Here is an 18,209-nt window from a genome sequence, read left to right as displayed (position 1 = left end):
TGTAGTTATGAGGGCAGTTATCCAGCGTGTAAGTGAAGCATCCGTCAAAATAAACGGACTGGCAACCGGCGAAATTGAAACCGGTTTTGTGGTTTTGTTGGGGATTGAAGAAGCAGATACCGAAGAAGACGCAAGCTGGCTGGCACAAAAAATCATCAACCTGCGTGTTTTTAGTGATGAAAACGGATTGATGAACAAAGCTTTAGCCGATGTAAACGGCTCAATTTTACTCATCTCGCAGTTCACACTTTTTGCACAGACGAAGAAAGGAAACCGTCCGTCGTTCATCCGCGCAGCAAAACCCGCATTTGCCATTCCGTTGTATGAAATGATGATCAAAACGCTGGAAAATTTGTTGGGAAAAAGTATTTCCACCGGACAATTTGGTGCCGATATGAAAGTTAGTTTGGTGAATGACGGCCCGGTTACGATCATCATGGACACAAAAGATAAAGACAACCACTGATTTTATGACGATAAAAGAAGCACAGCAATTGGTTGATGAATGGATCAACACAACCGGGATCCGCTATTTTAACGAACTCACCAACACGGCCATTTTGATGGAAGAAGTGGGCGAAGTTGCCCGCATTATGGCGCGAAAATACGGCGAGCAATCCTACAAAAAATCCGATGAAAGCGTAAACCTGCCTGATGAAATGGCCGACGTTTTATTTGTGCTGATTTGCCTGGCCAACCAAACCGGCATTGATTTAACGGAAGCTTTGGAAAAAAACATGGCTAAAAAGAGTATCCGCGATGCGGACCGGCATCGGAATAATGAGAAGTTGAAGTAAATTTAAATACAATTTTTTCTACCTTTCTTCAATTAAATTTCTTTCCTGGCCTAAGCCTTTTTCGTATTCTTTTAAACTGTCCAACAAACGTTTTGCGTTTACCGGGCTTTTTAATAGATACAGCGTTTCTTTGTGAGGCTTTTCAGGTTTTTTATTTAGAGCTAAACAGGTAGCCAAATAATCATCAACTGCTTGATGGAAAGCGTGTTTTACTTCTTTAACAGATTTGCCTTCAAAAGTAATTACATCATCAATACCAACAACATTACCATAAAAAACGTCATCGTCTACACTAAAATTAATTGTAGCGAGATAATTTTTGTATTTGAAAAAATTGCTCATAATTAGTTTTGTTAGAAACTGCTTAAAACAGCTTTGAATATGTATTTTCATTGCCGTTGGCTTTAGCCAACGGAACAAAGACAGGCATTAAAGGGCTTTAGCCAAAAAACGGTTATCTTAATCCGGCTAAAGCCTGTTTTAATTTATGCAACCGTTGGCTGAAGCCAACGGCAATGAATTTTTCCATAACATATCCTTTAAATCAAATTTAAACGATTTCTTATTCATTTCTAAGCCCTCAACTTCACCAACTTCTCCCCTTCCAAAACCGGAATTGTCGTAGTTAAATCAACCTGTAAACAAAACTTAATATCTTCCTCGATACCTAATTTTTTTAAACGTTCGCTGTGTGCTGTTTTTTGCAGGTATAAATTGAGTTCGTTTTTGCCTAAGTCAAACAGATCGTTGGCGGCAATGCTGGGGTCGTCTAATTGGTAATTGCTGTCTTTGAGTTGATTAACAACGGCACCGGCAAATAAAGTGTCTTCCAGGTTGAAGTTATTTTTCCAGCCGGCGCAAACCAATAAGATGTTTTCCTGCTGATTTTTTAACCAATTGCACAAAGCGGTGAGGTTTAAAAAAGAACCGATGACAATTTTTTTGGCTTTGATAGAAAGATGCAAAGCGTGCGTTCCGTTGGTTGTAGTTAAAACAATAGTTTTCCCGGCAACTTTTTCTTTGGTGTACGAAAATGGCGAATTTCCAAAATCAAAACCTGCCACCACTTCGCCGTTACATTCGGCGGCCAGCAAATAATCCAAGCCTTTTTCGCGGTATGCTGCACATTCTTCAACCTGGGCAACGGGAATAATCGCTTCGGCACCGTTTTCAATGCCGTAACAAATGGAAGACGTTGCCCGGAAAATATCAATAATCACCGCAATGCTGTTTTCAATATTGTAAAGTGGCAGCAGCGCGGGCGTGAGGCAGGTTTCGATCTTTAATTTTTCGCTCATTTGAGATTGATCAACACTGATTTTTAGGTGGTAAAAGAAGCATCGGCGAAAAAACACCTATTTATAAAAAGGCGGTTTTACAACTTTGGCTTTGATTTTTTGGTCGCGGATTTTGATGTAGATTTCTGTTCCTTCTTTGGCAAAAGCATTGCTCACATAACCCAAACCAACTGCTTTTTGCAACGATGGCGATTGCGTGCCGGAAGTTACTTTTCCGATTACATTTCCTTCAGCATCAACAATTTCATAATCGTGGCGCGGAATGCCGCGTTCAATCATTTCAAAACCAACCAACTTTTTGCTGATGCCTGCTTCTTTTTGCTTTTTTAAAGCTTCAGCATTTACAAAGTCTTTGTTGAATTTGGTAACCCAACCCAAACCGGCTTCCAGCGGAGAAGTGGTATCGTCGATGTCGTTTCCGTATAAACAAAAACCCATTTCCAAACGCAAAGTATCGCGTGCAGCCAAACCAATCGGCTTGATGCCAAAAGGTTCGCCTGCTTTAAAAATGGCGTTCCAAATGGTTTCGGCGTGTTGGTTATCAAAATAAATTTCGAAACCACCAGCACCGGTGTAACCTGTGGCAGAGATGATTACATTGTTTACTCCTGCAAACGTGCTTCTTTTGAAAGTATAATATTCCATTGAAGCCAGGTCAACATCGGTTAGGCTTTGCAGTGCTTCGGCAGCTTTTGGGCCTTGCACGGCCAGCAGCGAAGTACGGTCGGAAATGTTTTTCATCTCCACGCCAAACTCGTTGTATTTTGAAATCCAGTCCCAGTCTTTTTCGATGTTGGAAGCGTTGACCACGAGCATATACGTTTTCTCGTCCAAACGGTAAACCAGCAAATCATCCACAATGCCGCCGTTTTCGTTCGGCAAACAGGAATACTGCACTTTGCCGTCGTACAGTTTGGAGGCATCGTTGGTGGTAACTTTTTGAATCAGGTCCAGCGCTTTTTCGCCTTTCAAAATAAATTCGCCCATATGGCTCACATCAAAAACACCAACCGCTTTACGCACGGTTTCGTGTTCGGCGTTAATCCCGGCGTAAGTAACCGGCATGTTGTAACCGGCAAAAGGGACCATTTTGGCACCGGTTTTTATGTGTGTATCGGTGAGGGCAGTAGTTTTCATGGCAATGTTTTTTGTGGGGCAAAAGTAGCAAAATAAGCAGAAGCAGTTTAAATTACTGTTTCTGCTTCCTTGGTTTTAAAAGGAAAAGGCTGAACGCGAAAAGTTAAACGGTGATAAGGCGTAAACCCTTTTTCTAAAATAGCCGAGCGGTGTTTTTGGGTTGGATAACCTTTGTTTTGATGCCAATAATATTCTGGATGCTCTTCGGAAATCTTCTTCATAAAATCATCGCGGTAAGTTTTTGCCAGGACAGATGCCGCCGCGATACTGTAATATTTACCGTCTCCTTTTACGATACAGGCATGATCGAGCGATTTGTATTTTTTGAAATAATTGCCATCAATAATCAAGAATTCGGGTGGTAAAAGAAGCATGCCGATAGCGCGGTGCATGGCTAAAATAGAAGCTTGCAGGATATTGATTTGGTCAATCTCCACGTTATCAACCGAAGCAACGGCAAAAGCCAAAGCGCATTTTTCGATTTCCAACCGTAATTGCTCGCGCGTTTTTTCATCCAGTTGCTTGGAATCATTCAGTTCAGTATGATTAAAATCCTGCGGCAAAATAACGGCAGCGGCAAAAACCGGCCCGGCCAAACAACCGCGGCCTGCTTCATCGCAACCTGCCTCCAGCAACGTATGCTGATAGCGCGGTAAAAGTGCCGGTCTTTCGTTCGTGGCCATCATCAAATTTTGAAATGAATTGATACTGTTTTTACCGGTCAAAAATTGGTTTCTTATTTACAGCAAATGGTGAGCAAGGTAATGTCATCAATGGGTTTGCCTTTAACCTGGCGGTTGATGTGGTCGAGTAATTTGGTGTTGAAATGATCGGGTTTTAATTTGCCGTGCGCTTTTACATATTCGCTTAGCTTTTTTTCGTTCCAGTTTGGGCTTTCCTCGTCGTATTCGATCAAGCCATCGGTATAATTAAAAATTGTAAACTCTTCTTCCAACAGCATTTCGCCCATGTTTACAAAGGGCAGCTTGTCCAAAACGCCAATGATGGTAGTGCCCAACTTCAACTCGGTGATGCAGCCTTTGTGGTAAACGATGGACGGGTTGTGGCCGGCATTGATGTAACTGAGCGTCCGGCTTTTTTGGTTGAATTTCCCCAAAAATATGGTAATAAATTTTTCGCCGCGGGTAGTTTTGATGATTACGTCGTTCAATTTGACGATGATGGTTGTCAAATCTTCCACCACCGAAGCCCATGCGCGCAAACTGGCCTGCAAATTGGCCATCAGCAAAGCGGCAGAAACGCCTTTGCCCGAAACATCGGCAATACACCATAAAAATTCATCTTCGTTCAGTCGGATAAAATCGTAATAATCGCCGCCAATGTTTTGGTGCGGCAGATAGCGCGCGCCAACTTCAATCCCCGGTTCGTTGTAGATGGTGATCGGGATGAGCATTTGCTGCACATCGCCGGCCAGTTCCATTTCGCGCTGAAAACGTTCGGCCTCGATGCGTTTTTTAAACAGCTTTTTATTCTCCAAAGCCACCACGATCACGTTAGAAAGCGTTTGGATAAAGTTGAGGTCGTTGCCCAGCATTTGCGGCGTGGTTTTAAAATCGCCGATGAGCGCAAAAGCAAGCAGTTTGTTTTTTTGAAAAACCGGGATAAAGTAATCGTAATCGCTCAGGATTTCGTTTTCATATAAACTGACTTGTACCGGGCCTTTAAATTTCCCTAAACCTTTGCAGGCTTTCAGCAATACGCGGTGCTGCTCAAACTCACCGCCGTAGTAAGAAACGCATTTAAAGCGGTTTTCCACTACGGCCATAAACCGAAACTTGCCCACTTGCAGGTAATCCTTTAAAATCACTTCCAGCATGTCCAGCAAAACTGCCGTTGTAGCGCTTTTGTTGATCGCCTGGGTTACTTCCAGCAAAGCATTTAATTCTGCCTGCCGTTTTAAAAGCAGGCGGATCAGTTCGTCCTCTTCAGAATTATGGTTGATGTTTTGCATGAAATTATACTTCTTCCCCCATCATTTATGTTGATTAAACCCGCGTATTTTGTGATTTAACATCAAACGCATCGCGCAAGCCAATAGTTACCACATTAAAAGCATAAACTATCAACATGATGGCCAGCCCCGGCAAAATAGCAAGATAAGCTGAATCTATCACAATGTAACCATAATGTTCCTTAATCATGGCTCCCCAAGTTGGCGTTGGCGGTTGCGCGCCGTAACCCAAAAAACTTAAACCAGCTTCAAGCAAAATGGCCGAAGCAAAATTAGATGCCGCCAAAACCAAAATTGGCCCGGTAATATTGGGCAAAATATGATGGCGGACAATACGGTAATGGCCAAAACCCAAAGCACGCGCCGCTTCGATGAATTCTACTTGTTTTAAGGCGATCACCTGGCCGCGCACCAACCGGCCAACTTCTACCCACATGGAAAGCCCAACCGCCACAAATATCTGCCATAAACCTTTGCCCAAAGCAAAAGAAATGGCAATCACCAGCAGCAAAGCCGGCAAAGCCCATAAAACGTTCATCAGCCAGCTTAAAAATTCATCTGTTTTTCCGCCGAAATAACCTGCTGCCGAACCAACCGCCACGCCAACAATCAAACTGATCAGCACAGATACGAAACCAACAGCAAGCGAGATTCGGGCACCGATAATTAACCGGCTCAACATGTCGCGGCCATAAATATCAGTTCCGAGCCAGAATGTTTTTTTGATGATTTGTTGGTCTGTGATTTTTTTTTGCACAGCCAGGGGCGATGCTTCTTTTACCACCTCTTTTTTGGTGTCTTGGGTTGAAGGATTAGCTGCAATGCTTCTTTTGCCACTGATTTTATAAATGTTGTAGGCCGTTTCTGCGGCTACATCTTCATCGCCAATATATTCGCGGATGTAAATAGAATCTTTGTTGAAACGATAATGGGTTATCGGCACGTTGCGCCAGGGCGAAGGCTGGCCAAAAAGCATTTTACCGATCACATTAACGGTATCGGTTTGGCCTTGTTTTTTGATGCGGAGGATGGTAAAAGAAGCACCAGGCTTTTTCAGGCCCAGTTGCACCAGCATATCGTTGGCTTGCGGCGTGCCATCGGGCGTAATCAGATAACCTAAAACGGCAACAAGCGATGTGAACAAAATCAACAACATTCCGGCAACGGCTAATTTATTTTGAAAGAAAATCTTTTGGTTAGAAGAAGGATTGGCTTTGGTCAATGGTTGTTCAACAGGAATGTTTTAAAGTTTAAATATAGAATTTGGCACTTCAAAAACAGCTATTTTATTTCGAAAAAAATCAATGCACTTTCCGGCCTTTCCATTCGTACGTGCCTTTGTTGCCGATGATGCCAATGTAAACTACATAAAAAACGTGCAGCAAAGAACCTAAAGGCAACAAAAACAGCAGTTTACGCCGTTTAAAAAACACGGCGACGAGGAATAAAAAGATACCTTCGGCCAAAATCTTAAAGAGCAATTGCAAACCTGCAACTTTTAAAAAGTACGGGTTAAAAATACCGGTCGCCAAATTTATCAGGATAAGGACGTTGAAAAGCCAGAACCCAACCGACAAAGCCACAATGGATTTGTCTTTGTATTTGACCGATTTTGATGCCCAGCGGCGGCGCTGCTGCTTAAATTCTTCCCAGTTGGGTTTGGCGTGCGTGTAAACGATGGCATCGCGCTGCTTTAAAAATTTTATTCCTTGCGGATATTTGGCCGCTATTTTTTGCAGCAGCAGTTCGTCATCGCCCGAGGCCAAATCATCAATTCCTTTAAAGCCGCCAACTTCATTAAAAACACTCTTTTTATAGGCCAGATTTGCGCCGTTGCAAGTGGAGGCTTTTCCATTGCCGATAGTTGCCGCGCCCAAACCGATAAAAGCCGAAAACTCCAGCGCCTGCATACTTTCAAACAAATTTTTATCCTCAAAAAAAGCAACCGGCGAGGACAACATCAGCACATCACTTTCTTCAAACTTAGTTACAATCGCTTCCAGCCAATGTGCGCCCATGCGGCAATCGGCATCGGTAGCAACCATTAAATCGCCGGTTGATAAACGGATGGCTTCGCTGATGGCTTTCTTTTTATAGGAATTTAAGGCGCGGTCTTCCTTCAACTGCAACAACTTTACGCCGCGATCAGCATAACTTAAAATAATTTCGGCGGTACGGTCGGTCGAGTGGTCATCGGCAATAATCACTTCCAATAATGCTTTGGGATAGTGTTGCGCCAAAATATCTTCGATGGTTTTGTGGATACCGGACTCTTCGTTCCGCGCCGCAATCAGCACCGTTACTTTGGTTTGATATGCTGTTTTTACCGCATAAAAATTGGGTTTGATGCGCAGCCAGCCACGGATCAAAAACAAAAACAAAAGCACATACAACACCGTGAAAAGTATGGCCGCCGAACTAAGTATTGTTGCCAAAGAAGTTAAGTTTAAGTACAAAAACAGAACCGATTACAGCCGGAATAATCAAATTAATCAGCCAGATGCAAGATACACAAGCCATAATGGCAACCGATTGTGTGGTGATAAACCCGAACAGATAATTGGCGATGAAATTACGCACACCAATATCCAGCAAATCTAAAGAAGGGATGGCCGACTGGATAAAAAACAGGTTGAAAACCATCACCATCACAGGGATTAAATGCAGATCGGGCAGCAAAATGTGGATCAGGATATAATATTGCGACGAAAAAACGACGAAACGCGCCAGGCTCAGCAACATAATCAAAGCTAATTGCGGGAAGGTGTACCTGGCCATGATGCTAAAAAAGCGGTGGTATTTTTGGAGGAACTTGATCTTATCCAGCAAAAAAACCAGCCAACGGATGCGAAAATAGAACAACAAAAAAACAAGGATAAAAACAGCACCAAGCACGGCGATCCCCAAATTAAGCCAACCGTTAAGGTGCTGGTACGTGTAAATTAAGTACAGCAGCGACAAAGTGCCCACCACATTGGTAACCGTATTTTGGCCGAAAGCACCGACAGCCATGGCAAAAATACCATGTATTCGTTTTCTTGGGGGAAGGTACAAAATGCGTCCGCCATATTCGCCGATGCGGTTTGGGGTGATGATGGCCATGGTTAACCCGCAAAAAACCGCTTCAATGGCTTTCCACAAACTCATTTTTTCGAGCAGCTTGGTGAGGTATTTCCATTTCACGGCTTCTAAAATCCAGTTTAAAAACATCAAAAGTGTTACCAGGATTAGTCCGGTATAAACCTGGTTTTGCCCAACCGAACGGATGCGGTTTACAAACTGCTCCAGGTTTTTGTTGTGGTTAACGTGCCGGTAAACAAACCAGATGGTGAGCAGTAAAATACCTGCTTTTAACAGGTAACCAAGCGTTTTACGGGCAATGCGGGCCAAGACTAAATTTTTTGCAATGTTACGGATTTGGGCTATACTTGTTCTATGCAGGTGGAAAAATCGAAAGAGCGGATAATTTTGGGCATTGACCCCGGAACGAAAGTGATGGGCTACGGTTTGGTGAAGGAGAACGGACAAAAGTTAGAACTGCTGAGTTTGGGCGTAGTGAAGATGGAACATTTGGACGACCACATGCTGAAACTGCAACGCATTTTCGAAAAAACAGTCAATTTAATTGACAATTATCATCCGGATTGTTTGGCCATTGAAGCGCCTTTTTACGGCAAAAATATCCAGGTGATGTTGAAGTTGGGACGTGCGCAAGGTGTGGCAATGGCGGCCGCACTTTCCCGCAATGTAGAAATCACCGAATATTCGCCGCGAAAAATCAAGCAATCCATCACCGGAAACGGAAACGCCAGCAAAGAGCAAGTAGCCGCCATGCTGCAAAATTTATTGAAATTTAACGAAACGCCCGATTTTTTGGACGCCACGGATGGTTTGGCGGTTGCGGTTTGCCATTCTTTTCAAAAAATCAGCACCAAAAGCGGCGCTAAAAAAAGCTATACCGGCTGGGAATCTTTTGTAAAGGATAATGTGAAACGGGTAGCTTCTCCGGCTGTACCGAAAAAGATGGTGTAAAAGAAGTATGCTTCTTTTATCGCCTAAATTTTGGTGCAATATTTTAAGTTGATTTAGAAACACACCCCCTGCCCCTCTCGAGAGGGGAAACCGGGCGTATATCTTTCCATCGGTAGAAAAGTAGGTGTCGTACTTCCCCTCTCGAGAGGGGCAAGGGGTGTGTCTCTTAAACTTCTAATCTTCCCGCAAAGCTTCTTTAATCTTTTCCGCCGTGGCTTCCATTTCTTCTTTGCTGAAACTTAGTTTCGGACGAGAAAAATTCATGTCGTTCACCTCGTTCATGGGGATTAAATGAATGTGTACATGCGGAACTTCCAGCCCAATCACCGCAACGCCAACTTTTTTACACGGGATTACTTTTTTAATACCCTCGGCCACAATTTTGGTAAAGATCATCAAGCCGTCATACGTTTCGTCGTCCAGGTCGAACAGGTAATCCACTTCCTTTTTCGGGATCACCAGCGTATGACCGTTGGCAAGCGGACTAACATCCAGAAAAGCCAGAAAATCAATACTTTCTGCTACTTTGTACGCTTCAATTTCACCGGAAACGATTTTTGAAAATATGGTTGACATGGTTATTTTTTTATTTGATAAGCTTAGTCATGCCGAACTTGTTTCGGCATCTCTCCTGCAATATTTATATCTGTAAAAGAAGTACAATTCTTGTGGGATGCCGAAACAAGTTCGGCATGACAAAAACCTACCTACTAATCTCCATAATTTCAAACTCAATCTTGCCGGCCGGAACGGTTATTTCTGTTTTATCGCCTACTTTTTTGCCCAGTAAACCTTTGGCAATGGGCGAAGAAACTGATATTTTTCCGGCTTTAAAATCAGCTTCCGTTTCGGATACCAACTGATATTGCATCACGGCGCCGTTTTTCAGGTTTTTAATTTTGACTTTAGATAAAGCCAGCACTTTGGTAATGTCCATTTTAGATTCGTCCAACAAACGCGCGTTGGCCAGCACTTCGCCTAATTTGGCAATTTTCGCTTCGTGCAAACCTTGTGCTTCTTTTGCGGCATCATATTCGGCATTTTCCGATAAATCGCCTTTATCGCGCGCTTCGGCAATTTGTTTGGCAATGGATGCGCGGCCTTCTGTTTTTAGAAACTGCAGTTCTTCCTTCAATTTCTCTAATCCTTCTTTGGTGTAGTAAGCAACTTCTGCCATATCTTTAAATTCTGGTTGTTATAAACTAAAACATCCCTCCGAAAAAGAAGGATGCAACGCTTTTAAAAAACAAACAAGACTACACCGGCTTGCCTGCATAGTCTTGTTTTTGATAGAACGAAGATAAAAACTTTAAATCTTAAACTCCAAATTTTTCAGTTTTTCTGCCAGCACTTCGCTTATTTTCCGGTACGAATCAAACGTCCAGCCGGCAATGTGCGGCGTTAACAAAACGCGGCCGTTATTTTTCAGTTCCTCAAACCAGGTTTGTTCTGCCAGCGAAGGAAACTTTTCTTTTTCCAAAACATCCAAACCAGCACCCAAAATTTTGCCGCTTTTGATGCCGTTTAAAATAGCTTGCACTTTGGCAATTTCGCCGCGCGCCGTGTTGAGCAAAAAAATGGGTTTGCGGAAATGGAACAAATATTCATCGTCCACCATTCCTTTCGTTTCAGCGGTAAGCGGAATGTGAAAGCTGACGACGTTGCTCAACCGCACAATTTCTTCCATGCTTACTTCGCGTGCAAATTTGTCGGAAAAACCGGTTTTGTATTTATCATAAGCAATCACATCCACACCAAAACCACTTAGTTTTTGGGCGAAACTTTGGCCCATGTGGCCGTAACCGATAATGCCTACGGTTTTGCCTTTCAGTTCGTAGCCGCGGTTGCCTTCACGGTCCCAAATGCCGTTTCTGATTTCCTGATCCGCTTTCCTGAAATTATTCATCAGCGAAAGCAGCAAACCAACGGCATGTTCGCCCACGGCATCGCTGTTTCCTTCGGGCGCGTTGATGCAGGCGATGCTTCTTTTATCGGCATAAATTTCGTCTATGTTGTCCATTCCGGCACCGGCGCGGGCAATAAATTTTAGCTTTGGTGCGGCATCGATAATTTCCTGATCTACCTGAAATTTGGTGCGGATGGCTAAACCTTGATAATCCGCAATGACACTCAATGTTTTTTCTCGGGTAAAAGAAGCATCAATGGTGCAGGCATAACCTAATTTTTCGGCAGCCTGGGCAAAGGCTGGATGGAGGTCATCAACGATTAATATTTTTTTTTGAGTAAGATTGGACACGGTATTTTGATATTTATCGCGAAGATAATAGATAAATTAAAAAGGATTTGAGTTTGGGTTTTGCCGATTATCCCAAAAAGTAATTAAGTGTATTTCTTGTCCCTGAATCAAATAGTAAACCGAAGTTTGTTTCGTGATAATAGCTTTTCGAAGCTGGTTAAAGCTGGATTCAGGATAGAGATAAGGTTGATTTAAAATCACTTTAATTATCGACTCAGCTTTTAAAACAAATTTAGTTGCGTCCTTTTCTGACCACCGATTATTTATAAATTTAGTTATTTGCTTAAAATCAGCAATTGCACCGTCCGACCAGTTAATGGTTAATGCCATACTGCATTTTTATTTCCTGCATAACATCTTCGTGACTGCGAACCCGCCCTGCTGCAACATCTTCCAAACCACGATTGATACGTTCTTTCACATGATCCGGTAATTCATCCCAAAAATCAGTTTCCTTTTTTTTAAACACAACTTTGAGTTGCTGAATAATGGCTTCATCTTCTGTTTCCAGAATTAGTTTAAGCAATTCGATTTTTTCTGCTTCGATATTCATTTTCAATCCTTAAGTCAAATATACAGAACTATTTATTCTTCGCAATCATATTCGTCAACCTAACAAAATCCCCAACACTCAACCTTTCCGCGCGTAAATCCAGCATCGCTTCTTCCGTCATTTTTTCTTTGTTGATGAGGGAAGAAAGCGCATTACGCAACGTTTTCCGCCGCTGGTTAAAGCCAGCTTTTAATTAGAGTGAAATAATAACAGGACCAGCTTGCATCTGCCCTTTAATTAAATACGCTTTGATTTGAGGCGTTAGCTTTGTCAACTCTGCATATTGATTAATTTTTGCTGTCAACACGAAAACAGTTATCGTATATTTTGAAAAGTTCTGCTGATGCTGCAAATTTTTATCATAAGTCAAGAGTGCATCAAAAGAATGATTAACAAGAAGTTTTAGCAATTCTCCATTCTTGATACCGTTCCACTGTTTGTCTCTAACCGTGTAGATTTCGTGTTCAGAGAAGTCCTGCTTGAGCCGTTTTGGTAAATTCTCGTCAAGCAACAGTCGCATATAATTGAGCTACATTTTTAGAAGTTAGGATTTTATTTGCAATAGCTAACAACGCAATTGCCTGTTCTTTAGATACAGTTGGAAAATCATCTAAAAATTCATCAAGCGAAACGCCGACTTCTAAATGGTCAAAAAGACTTTCAACCGGAACGCGCGTCCCTTTAAAAACAGGTTGTCCGCCTAAAATATCATTGTCAATAGTTATGATTTGATGAAAATCCATAAAACAAATTTAAACAAAATGTTTATAGCAAAAGTGGTAGAAGATAATGTTCAACTATTTCATTTATTCTCCGCAATCATATTCGTCAACCTTACAAAATCCCCAACACTTAACCTTTCCGCGCGTAAATCCAGCAACACTTCTTCCGTCATTTTTTCTTTGTTGATGAGCGAAGAAAGCGCATTACGCAACGTTTTTCGCCGCTGGTTAAAGCCGGCTTTTACAACCTGCCAAAACAGTTTTTCATCACAATCCAATGCCGCAATCTCATTTCTGCTGAGGCGCATCACGCCCGAAAGCACTTTTGGTGGCGGGTTAAAAACGCCGGCTTTTACCGTAAATAAATATTCTACCTTATAATATGCCTGCAAAAAAACGCTCAAAATGCCATATTCTTTGCTTCCCGGTTTGGCGGCGCAACGCTCGGCCACTTCTTTCTGGAACATGCCCACCACTTCGGGCACTTTATTTCTGTTATCCAAAACTTTAAATAAAATCTGCGAAGAAATATTGTACGGAAAATTACCGATGATGGAAAAAGTACCGGTAAAAACAGCATCAAAATCCAGCTCCAAAAAATCGGCATGGATTAACTTCTGGCCTAATTGCGGATATTTTTTCTGCAAAAACTGGTACGATTCTTCATCAATATCCACCAAAAAAACTTCCAGTCCGGGTTTCTGCAACAAAAAATCTGATAAAATTCCCATTCCTGGCCCAACTTCCAGCACCGCGCCTTCGGTTTTTAAACTGTTTACAATTTTGGCGGCAATGTTTTTATCGGTCAAAAAATGTTGTCCTAAATGTTTTTTAGCTTTTACTAACTGCATGTTATCCTTAAATTGATACAAAATACGTCATATTTGTGCTTTATCCGGTTTTTAAGCGGAGATGTTTTATTTGTACTGATAAAAAGGACTCAAATGAGTGAAAAAATAAAAGTTGGGATCAGCATTGGCGATGTAAACGGCATTGGTATGGAAGTGATTATCAAAACGTTGGCCGAACCACTGATGCTGAATTACTGCACGCCCATTGTTTACGGCAACACCAAAATTGCTTCGTACAACCGTAAAAATTTAGGGCTGAACGATTTTAGTTTTAATGTGATTGCTGAGCCAGACCAGGCAAATCCTAAAAAATCAAACTTAATTAATTGCTGGGAAGAAGATGTAAAAATCAACTTCGGCGAAGCCAATGAAACCGGCGGAAAATATGCTTTTATCTCGCTGGAAAGGGCAACAAACGATTTGATTGAAGGCAAAATTGATGCTTTGGTTACCGCGCCTATCAACAAACACAACATTCAAAGCGAAAACTTCAACTTTCCAGGTCATACAGAATATTTGCAGGAACGTTGCGGCGCAGCAGATTCGCTAATGTTTTTGGTAAGTGATGAACTGCGCGTTGGCGTGGTTACCGGCCACATCCCGGTGGCACAAATCAGCGAGCGGATTACAGTTGCAAATATCCTGTCTAAGCTTCGTTTAATGAACCAAAGTTTGAAGCAGGATTTCTGGATCCGCAAGCCGCGGATTGCCGTTTTGGGCTTGAACCCGCACGCCGGCGATAACGGTTTGATCGGGATTGAAGAGCAATTAACGATTATTCCGGCTATAGAAATTGCCAACGCAGAAGGAATTCTGGCTTCCGGCCCTTTTCCTGCCGACGGTTTTTTTGGGAACGGAACGTATAAAAACTTTGATGCCGTGCTGGCGATGTACCACGATCAGGGTTTGATACCGTTTAAAAATACCGTTTTTGATCTGGGTGTGAATTTTACAGCGGGTTTAAATAAAGTGCGCACTTCGCCCGATCACGGCACCGGTTATGGCATTGCCGGAAAAAATATGGCCTCGCCCACTTCCTTCCGCGAAGCGATGTTTACGGCAATCCATGTGGTTAAAAACCGTGCAGAATCGGCAGAATTATCACAAAACCCGTTGAAGTTTAGCAAGTTTAGCAGAGATCGGGATTGAAAAAGTTTTCCATTAGGAAAACTAGGAAACATTTATTTTCCTGTTAGGAACTTCAAGACAATTATTTTTGAAGCTAAAGGTTTGAATTTATCCCCGGAACTATTAAATCTGATGCTTCTTTTACAGCACTAATTTCATTATTAAAAAAACTATTTTTGATTGTGTAATTTTTCCTAAATTTGCGGGCTAATTATCGCTCATTGAAAACGCTGAAAACATACTCGATTCCGTTTAAGGGACTGAAACTTGGAAAGCACCGGTTTGATTTTGAGATCACGGATGCTTTTTTTGATGAGTTTGAATATTCGCTGGTAAAAAAAGGGAAACTGGATTGCAAAGTTGAATTGGAAAAACAGGAAACGATGATGATCCTGGATTTTAAGATCAACGGGATGGTGGATCGTTCGTGCGATCGTTGCCTTTCGCAATTTCCGGAAGCGGTAAATGTGCAGGAACGGCAGATTGTAAAGTTTGCAGGCGAAGCAGAACCGGGAGATGCAGACGACGAGATTATGGTTTTGAACCGCCAGGATTTCGAAATTGATCTGTCCGGTTTGATTTACGAATACATCAACCTGGCCATGCCGCTGATCAGTGTTTGCAACGATGAAGGGAACACGCCGTTTTGCGATCAGGAAATGCTGGACAAGTTGAAGCAATTATCGGGAAGCGAAGAAGAAGGAAATACCGACACCGACCCACGCTGGAACGTGTTAAAGAACATAAAATAAATTAAATACTACAGGAAATGCCACATCCAAAACGAAAAATATCCAAATCCAGAAGAGATAAACGCCGCACGCATTACAAAGCGGAAGCCCCAACTTTAACTACCTGCAAAACTACCGGCGCGGTACATTTGCCACACAGAGCTTATACTGTTGACGGCAATGTTTACTTTAACGGTAAACTTTTGATCGAACGCACACCGGCAGCTTAGTTAATTTTCTGAAATGAAGATTGGCTTGGATATTATGGGTGGCGATTTTGCGCCTGAAGCAGCAGTTTTAGGCGCAATTGAATGTTACCAGGTTTTATCGCCTGATCAGAAATTAGTTTTAATTGGCGATCAGGAAGTTGCCCTAAAAATTATTGCCGACAATAATTTTGATGCCGGTTGTTTTGAATACGTTCATACAACCGAGGTAATCGGTATGGCCGAACACCCAACAAAAGCCATCGCCCAAAAACCGCAATCGAGCATTGGTATCGGTTTTAAGCTTTTGAAAGAAGGTAAAATTGATTCTTTTGCTTCGGCTGGCAACACCGGCGCAATGATGGTTGGCGCGATGTTTAGCGTAAAAGCCATTCCGGGCGTTATCCGTCCGGCTATTGCAGGCATCGTCCCAAAACTTATTGGTGGCTGCGGCATTATCTTAGATGTTGGTGCCAATGCAGATTGTAAGCCAGACATGCTGGTGCAGTTTGGCATTTTGGGCAGTTTAATGGCCGAATCTTTATACCATATCCATCTACCTAAAGTGGGTTTGATCAATATTGGTGAAGAAAAAGAAAAAGGCAACCTGCTTTGCCAGGCCACTTATCCTTTGATGGCCGAAAACAAACAATTTAATTTTGTAGGCAATGTAGAAGGCCGCGATCTGTTTACCGATCAGGCCGATGTATTTGTTTGCGATGGCTTTACCGGAAATGTTGTTTTAAAGCTGGCCGAAAACTTTTACGAAATCACTTTACAAAAAGGGATGCGTAACGAGTTTTTCGACCGTTTTAATTACGAACAATACGGCGGAAGCCCGATTCTGGGCGTTAACGCGCCTGTGATCATTGGTCATGGCATCTCCAACCCGGAAGCCATTAAAAGTATGATTCTGCTTTCCAGAAATACGGTTGAATCAGGTCTGATTGAAAAAATCAAACAAGCTTTCCTCTAAATACCAACATGGATAAAATTTACGCTGCAATTACTGCTGTTCATGGTTACGTGCCGGATTATGTGTTGACCAACCACGAACTGGAAACCATGGTTGATACCAATAACGAATGGATTTTAAGCAGAACGGGCATCAGCGAACGCAGGATTTTAAAAGGCGAAGGCTTAGGCGTTTCTGACTTGGCCGTTCCGGCGATAAACGGCTTGTTGGAAAAACGTGGAATCAGTCCGCTGGAAATTGACTTGCTGATCTTTTGCACTACTACTTCTGACATGCCTTTTCCGGCAACGGCCAATATCATCAGTGCAAAAGTGGGTGCCAATAACGCTTGGGGATTTGATTTGCAGGCAGCTTGTTCCGGCTTTTTATATGGCTTAACGGTTGGCGCACAGTTTATCGAAACCGGAATGCACAAAAAAGTTTTGGTGGTGGCCGGAGACAAAATGTCGTCCATTGTAGATTACCAGGACAGGGCAACCTGCATTATTTTTGGTGATGGCTGTGGTGCTGTTTTGTTGGAACCCAACCACGAAGGTTTTGGCTTGATAGATGCAAACCTCCGCAGTGATGGTGCCGGTATCGTCCACTTGCATCAAAAAGCTGGCGGATCGGTAAAACCAACCAGCCACGAAACCATTGATGCCCGCCAGCATTACGTTTATCAGGAAGGAAAAGCGGTGTTTAAGTTTGCCGTAACCAATATGGCCGAAGCTGCTGCCGAAATTATGGATCGCAACAACCTTACTTCGGAAACGGTAGATTGGCTCGTCCCGCACCAGGCCAATAAACGTATTATTGATGCAACTGCCAACCGGATGGGCGTAGGCCCGGAAAAGGTAATGGTGAACATTGAACGTTACGGCAATACCACCAACGGCACCATTCCGTTGTGTTTGTGGGAGTGGGAAAGCAAATTAAAAAAAGGCGATAACCTGGTGTTGGCGGCTTTTGGCGGTGGTTTTACCTGGGGCGCAGCTTACTTAAAATGGGCATACTAATTTTGGCCTTCTTTTTTGTTAATTAATGATAAATTAGCCTGCCAAACAAAAATCAAACTAATTTAAACGAAACAACCAGCATGGATATTAAACAGATTCAGGATTTAATCCGATTCGTTTCAAAATCAGGAGTTAACGAGGTTTCTATCGAACAGCAAGACTTCAAAATCACCATCAAAACCAACCAGCCGCAAACTGCTGTTGTTACCACCACGATTCCGGCTGCTGCGGCAGAAACCGTTGCCACGCCAAGCATTACCGTAACTACGCCGGTTGTTACAACACCTGTGGCAGAAGATACTTCCAAATACATCACCATCAAATCGCCCATGATCGGTACTTTTTACCGCTCTTCATCTCCCGAAAAACCATTGTTTGTAAACGTGGGCGATGAAATTAAAACGGGCGATGTGTTGTGTATTATCGAAGCGATGAAACTGTTTAATGAAATCGAATCCGAAGTTTCGGGCCGTATCGTTAAAATTTTGGTTGAAAACGCTTCACCTGTAGAATACGATCAGCCATTGTTCCTGGTTGATCCGGCTTAAAAA

General features: G+C 42.6%; 26 protein-coding genes. 9 read left to right on the top strand and 17 right to left on the bottom strand.

Annotated features, from left to right (window positions below):
* Nucleotides 1–7: 7 nt before the first annotated feature.
* Both dtd and V5804_RS16580 read left to right on the top strand, forming a co-directional pair.
* Nucleotides 8–466, top strand: coding sequence for a D-aminoacyl-tRNA deacylase (gene dtd / locus V5804_RS16585; protein WP_369592522.1), 459 nt, complete (start codon nt 8–10; stop codon nt 464–466).
* A gap of 4 nt (nt 467–470) precedes the next feature.
* Nucleotides 471–797: a nucleotide pyrophosphohydrolase gene (locus V5804_RS16580; protein WP_369592521.1), complete on the top strand. Its 327-nt coding sequence runs from the start codon at nt 471–473 to the stop codon at nt 795–797.
* An 18-nt stretch (nt 798–815) separates the two neighbouring features.
* On the opposite strand, the gene V5804_RS16575 is transcribed toward V5804_RS16580, so the two are convergent.
* From V5804_RS16575 to V5804_RS16540, 8 genes are all read right to left on the bottom strand, one after another.
* Nucleotides 816–1,139, bottom strand: coding sequence for a hypothetical protein (locus tag V5804_RS16575; RefSeq protein WP_369592520.1), 324 nt, complete (start codon nt 1,137–1,139; stop codon nt 816–818).
* 230 nt (nt 1,140–1,369) lie between these two features.
* The gene (locus V5804_RS16570) at nt 1,370–2,095 is read right to left on the bottom strand and encodes a 2-phosphosulfolactate phosphatase (protein ID WP_369592519.1); all 726 of its coding nucleotides are present in this window, start codon (nt 2,093–2,095) and stop codon (nt 1,370–1,372) included.
* A 57-nt stretch (nt 2,096–2,152) separates the two neighbouring features.
* The gene (gene gcvT, locus V5804_RS16565) at nt 2,153–3,232 is read right to left on the bottom strand and encodes a glycine cleavage system aminomethyltransferase GcvT (RefSeq protein WP_369592518.1); all 1,080 of its coding nucleotides are present in this window, start codon (nt 3,230–3,232) and stop codon (nt 2,153–2,155) included.
* Nucleotides 3,233–3,279: 47 nt separating this feature from the next.
* Nucleotides 3,280–3,918: a ribonuclease HII gene (locus V5804_RS16560; protein WP_369592517.1), complete on the bottom strand. Its 639-nt coding sequence runs from the start codon at nt 3,916–3,918 to the stop codon at nt 3,280–3,282.
* Between the two features lie 50 nt (nt 3,919–3,968).
* Nucleotides 3,969–5,204 (bottom strand): PP2C family protein-serine/threonine phosphatase, encoded by a 1,236-nt coding sequence (locus V5804_RS16555; RefSeq protein ID WP_369592516.1) that lies wholly within the window; start codon nt 5,202–5,204, stop codon nt 3,969–3,971.
* Nucleotides 5,205–5,238: 34 nt separating this feature from the next.
* A complete protein-coding gene (locus V5804_RS16550; protein ID WP_369592515.1) occupies nt 5,239–6,426 on the bottom strand; it encodes an ABC transporter permease in 1,188 nt (395 codons plus the stop codon).
* Nucleotides 6,427–6,505: 79 nt separating this feature from the next.
* A complete protein-coding gene (locus V5804_RS16545; protein WP_369592514.1) occupies nt 6,506–7,639 on the bottom strand; it encodes a glycosyltransferase in 1,134 nt (377 codons plus the stop codon).
* The gene (locus tag V5804_RS16540) at nt 7,623–8,594 is read right to left on the bottom strand and encodes a lysylphosphatidylglycerol synthase domain-containing protein (RefSeq protein ID WP_369592513.1); all 972 of its coding nucleotides are present in this window, start codon (nt 8,592–8,594) and stop codon (nt 7,623–7,625) included. The genes V5804_RS16545 and V5804_RS16540 overlap by 17 nt, the downstream gene beginning before the upstream one ends.
* Before the next feature lie 45 nt (nt 8,595–8,639).
* Here V5804_RS16540 and ruvC point away from each other — a divergent pair, with 45 nt between their 5' ends.
* Nucleotides 8,640–9,236 (top strand): crossover junction endodeoxyribonuclease RuvC, encoded by a 597-nt coding sequence (gene ruvC / locus V5804_RS16535; protein WP_369592512.1) that lies wholly within the window; start codon nt 8,640–8,642, stop codon nt 9,234–9,236.
* A gap of 174 nt (nt 9,237–9,410) precedes the next feature.
* On the opposite strand, the gene V5804_RS16530 is transcribed toward ruvC, so the two are convergent.
* The 9 genes from V5804_RS16530 to rsmA all read right to left on the bottom strand — a co-directional run bounded on the left by V5804_RS16530 (nt 9,411) and on the right by rsmA (nt 13,619).
* The gene (locus V5804_RS16530; protein WP_369592511.1) at nt 9,411–9,812 is read right to left on the bottom strand and encodes an HIT family protein; all 402 of its coding nucleotides are present in this window, start codon (nt 9,810–9,812) and stop codon (nt 9,411–9,413) included.
* A 127-nt stretch (nt 9,813–9,939) separates the two neighbouring features.
* Nucleotides 9,940–10,413, bottom strand: a complete 474-nt coding sequence (gene greA / locus V5804_RS16525; RefSeq protein ID WP_369592510.1) for a transcription elongation factor GreA — start codon at nt 10,411–10,413, stop codon at nt 9,940–9,942.
* Nucleotides 10,414–10,545: 132 nt separating this feature from the next.
* Complete coding sequence (locus V5804_RS16520) at nt 10,546–11,493, bottom strand: NAD(P)-dependent oxidoreductase (protein ID WP_369592509.1); 948 nt, start codon at nt 11,491–11,493, stop codon at nt 10,546–10,548.
* Between the two features lie 36 nt (nt 11,494–11,529).
* Nucleotides 11,530–11,823, bottom strand: coding sequence for a type II toxin-antitoxin system RelE/ParE family toxin (locus tag V5804_RS16515; protein ID WP_369592508.1), 294 nt, complete (start codon nt 11,821–11,823; stop codon nt 11,530–11,532).
* Nucleotides 11,807–12,046 (bottom strand): hypothetical protein, encoded by a 240-nt coding sequence (locus V5804_RS16510; RefSeq protein ID WP_369592507.1) that lies wholly within the window; start codon nt 12,044–12,046, stop codon nt 11,807–11,809. Before V5804_RS16510 ends, V5804_RS16515 begins: the two co-directional genes overlap by 17 nt.
* 28 nt (nt 12,047–12,074) lie before the next feature.
* Nucleotides 12,075–12,206, bottom strand: coding sequence for a hypothetical protein (locus tag V5804_RS16505; protein ID WP_369592506.1), 132 nt, complete (start codon nt 12,204–12,206; stop codon nt 12,075–12,077).
* A 33-nt stretch (nt 12,207–12,239) separates the two neighbouring features.
* Nucleotides 12,240–12,566 (bottom strand): DUF5615 family PIN-like protein, encoded by a 327-nt coding sequence (locus V5804_RS16500; RefSeq protein ID WP_369592505.1) that lies wholly within the window; start codon nt 12,564–12,566, stop codon nt 12,240–12,242.
* On the bottom strand, nt 12,550–12,789 hold the full coding sequence (locus V5804_RS16495) for a DUF433 domain-containing protein (protein WP_369592504.1): 240 nt from the start codon (nt 12,787–12,789) through the stop codon (nt 12,550–12,552). Before V5804_RS16495 ends, V5804_RS16500 begins: the two co-directional genes overlap by 17 nt.
* Nucleotides 12,790–12,848: 59 nt before the next feature.
* Entirely contained in the window at nt 12,849–13,619 is a 771-nt protein-coding gene (gene rsmA / locus V5804_RS16490; protein ID WP_369592503.1) for a 16S rRNA (adenine(1518)-N(6)/adenine(1519)-N(6))-dimethyltransferase RsmA, read from the bottom strand.
* 93 nt (nt 13,620–13,712) lie between these two features.
* Here rsmA and pdxA point away from each other — a divergent pair, with 93 nt between their 5' ends.
* From pdxA to accB, 6 genes are all read left to right on the top strand, one after another.
* Nucleotides 13,713–14,768 carry a 4-hydroxythreonine-4-phosphate dehydrogenase PdxA gene (gene pdxA, locus V5804_RS16485; RefSeq protein ID WP_369592502.1) on the top strand — a complete coding sequence of 352 codons (1,056 nt, stop codon included), beginning with the start codon at nt 13,713–13,715 and terminating at the stop codon, nt 14,766–14,768.
* A 200-nt stretch (nt 14,769–14,968) separates the two neighbouring features.
* A complete protein-coding gene (locus V5804_RS16480; RefSeq protein WP_369592501.1) occupies nt 14,969–15,499 on the top strand; it encodes a DUF177 domain-containing protein in 531 nt (176 codons plus the stop codon).
* Nucleotides 15,500–15,516: 17 nt separating this feature from the next.
* Nucleotides 15,517–15,708: a 50S ribosomal protein L32 gene (rpmF, locus tag V5804_RS16475; RefSeq protein ID WP_174287575.1), complete on the top strand. Its 192-nt coding sequence runs from the start codon at nt 15,517–15,519 to the stop codon at nt 15,706–15,708.
* 13 nt (nt 15,709–15,721) lie between these two features.
* Nucleotides 15,722–16,660: a phosphate acyltransferase PlsX gene (gene plsX, locus V5804_RS16470; protein ID WP_369592500.1), complete on the top strand. Its 939-nt coding sequence runs from the start codon at nt 15,722–15,724 to the stop codon at nt 16,658–16,660.
* Between the two features lie 8 nt (nt 16,661–16,668).
* The gene (locus V5804_RS16465; protein ID WP_369592499.1) at nt 16,669–17,658 is read left to right on the top strand and encodes a beta-ketoacyl-ACP synthase III; all 990 of its coding nucleotides are present in this window, start codon (nt 16,669–16,671) and stop codon (nt 17,656–17,658) included.
* Nucleotides 17,659–17,738: 80 nt separating this feature from the next.
* Complete coding sequence (gene accB / locus V5804_RS16460; RefSeq protein WP_369592498.1) at nt 17,739–18,206, top strand: acetyl-CoA carboxylase biotin carboxyl carrier protein; 468 nt, start codon at nt 17,739–17,741, stop codon at nt 18,204–18,206.
* Nucleotides 18,207–18,209 lie beyond the last annotated feature (3 nt).

This window comes from Mucilaginibacter sp., from assembly GCF_041088075.1.
In the GTDB taxonomy this organism is placed as follows: Bacteria; Bacteroidota; Bacteroidia; order Sphingobacteriales; family Sphingobacteriaceae; genus Mucilaginibacter_A.
This window is presented reverse-complemented; position numbering and strand designations above follow the sequence as displayed.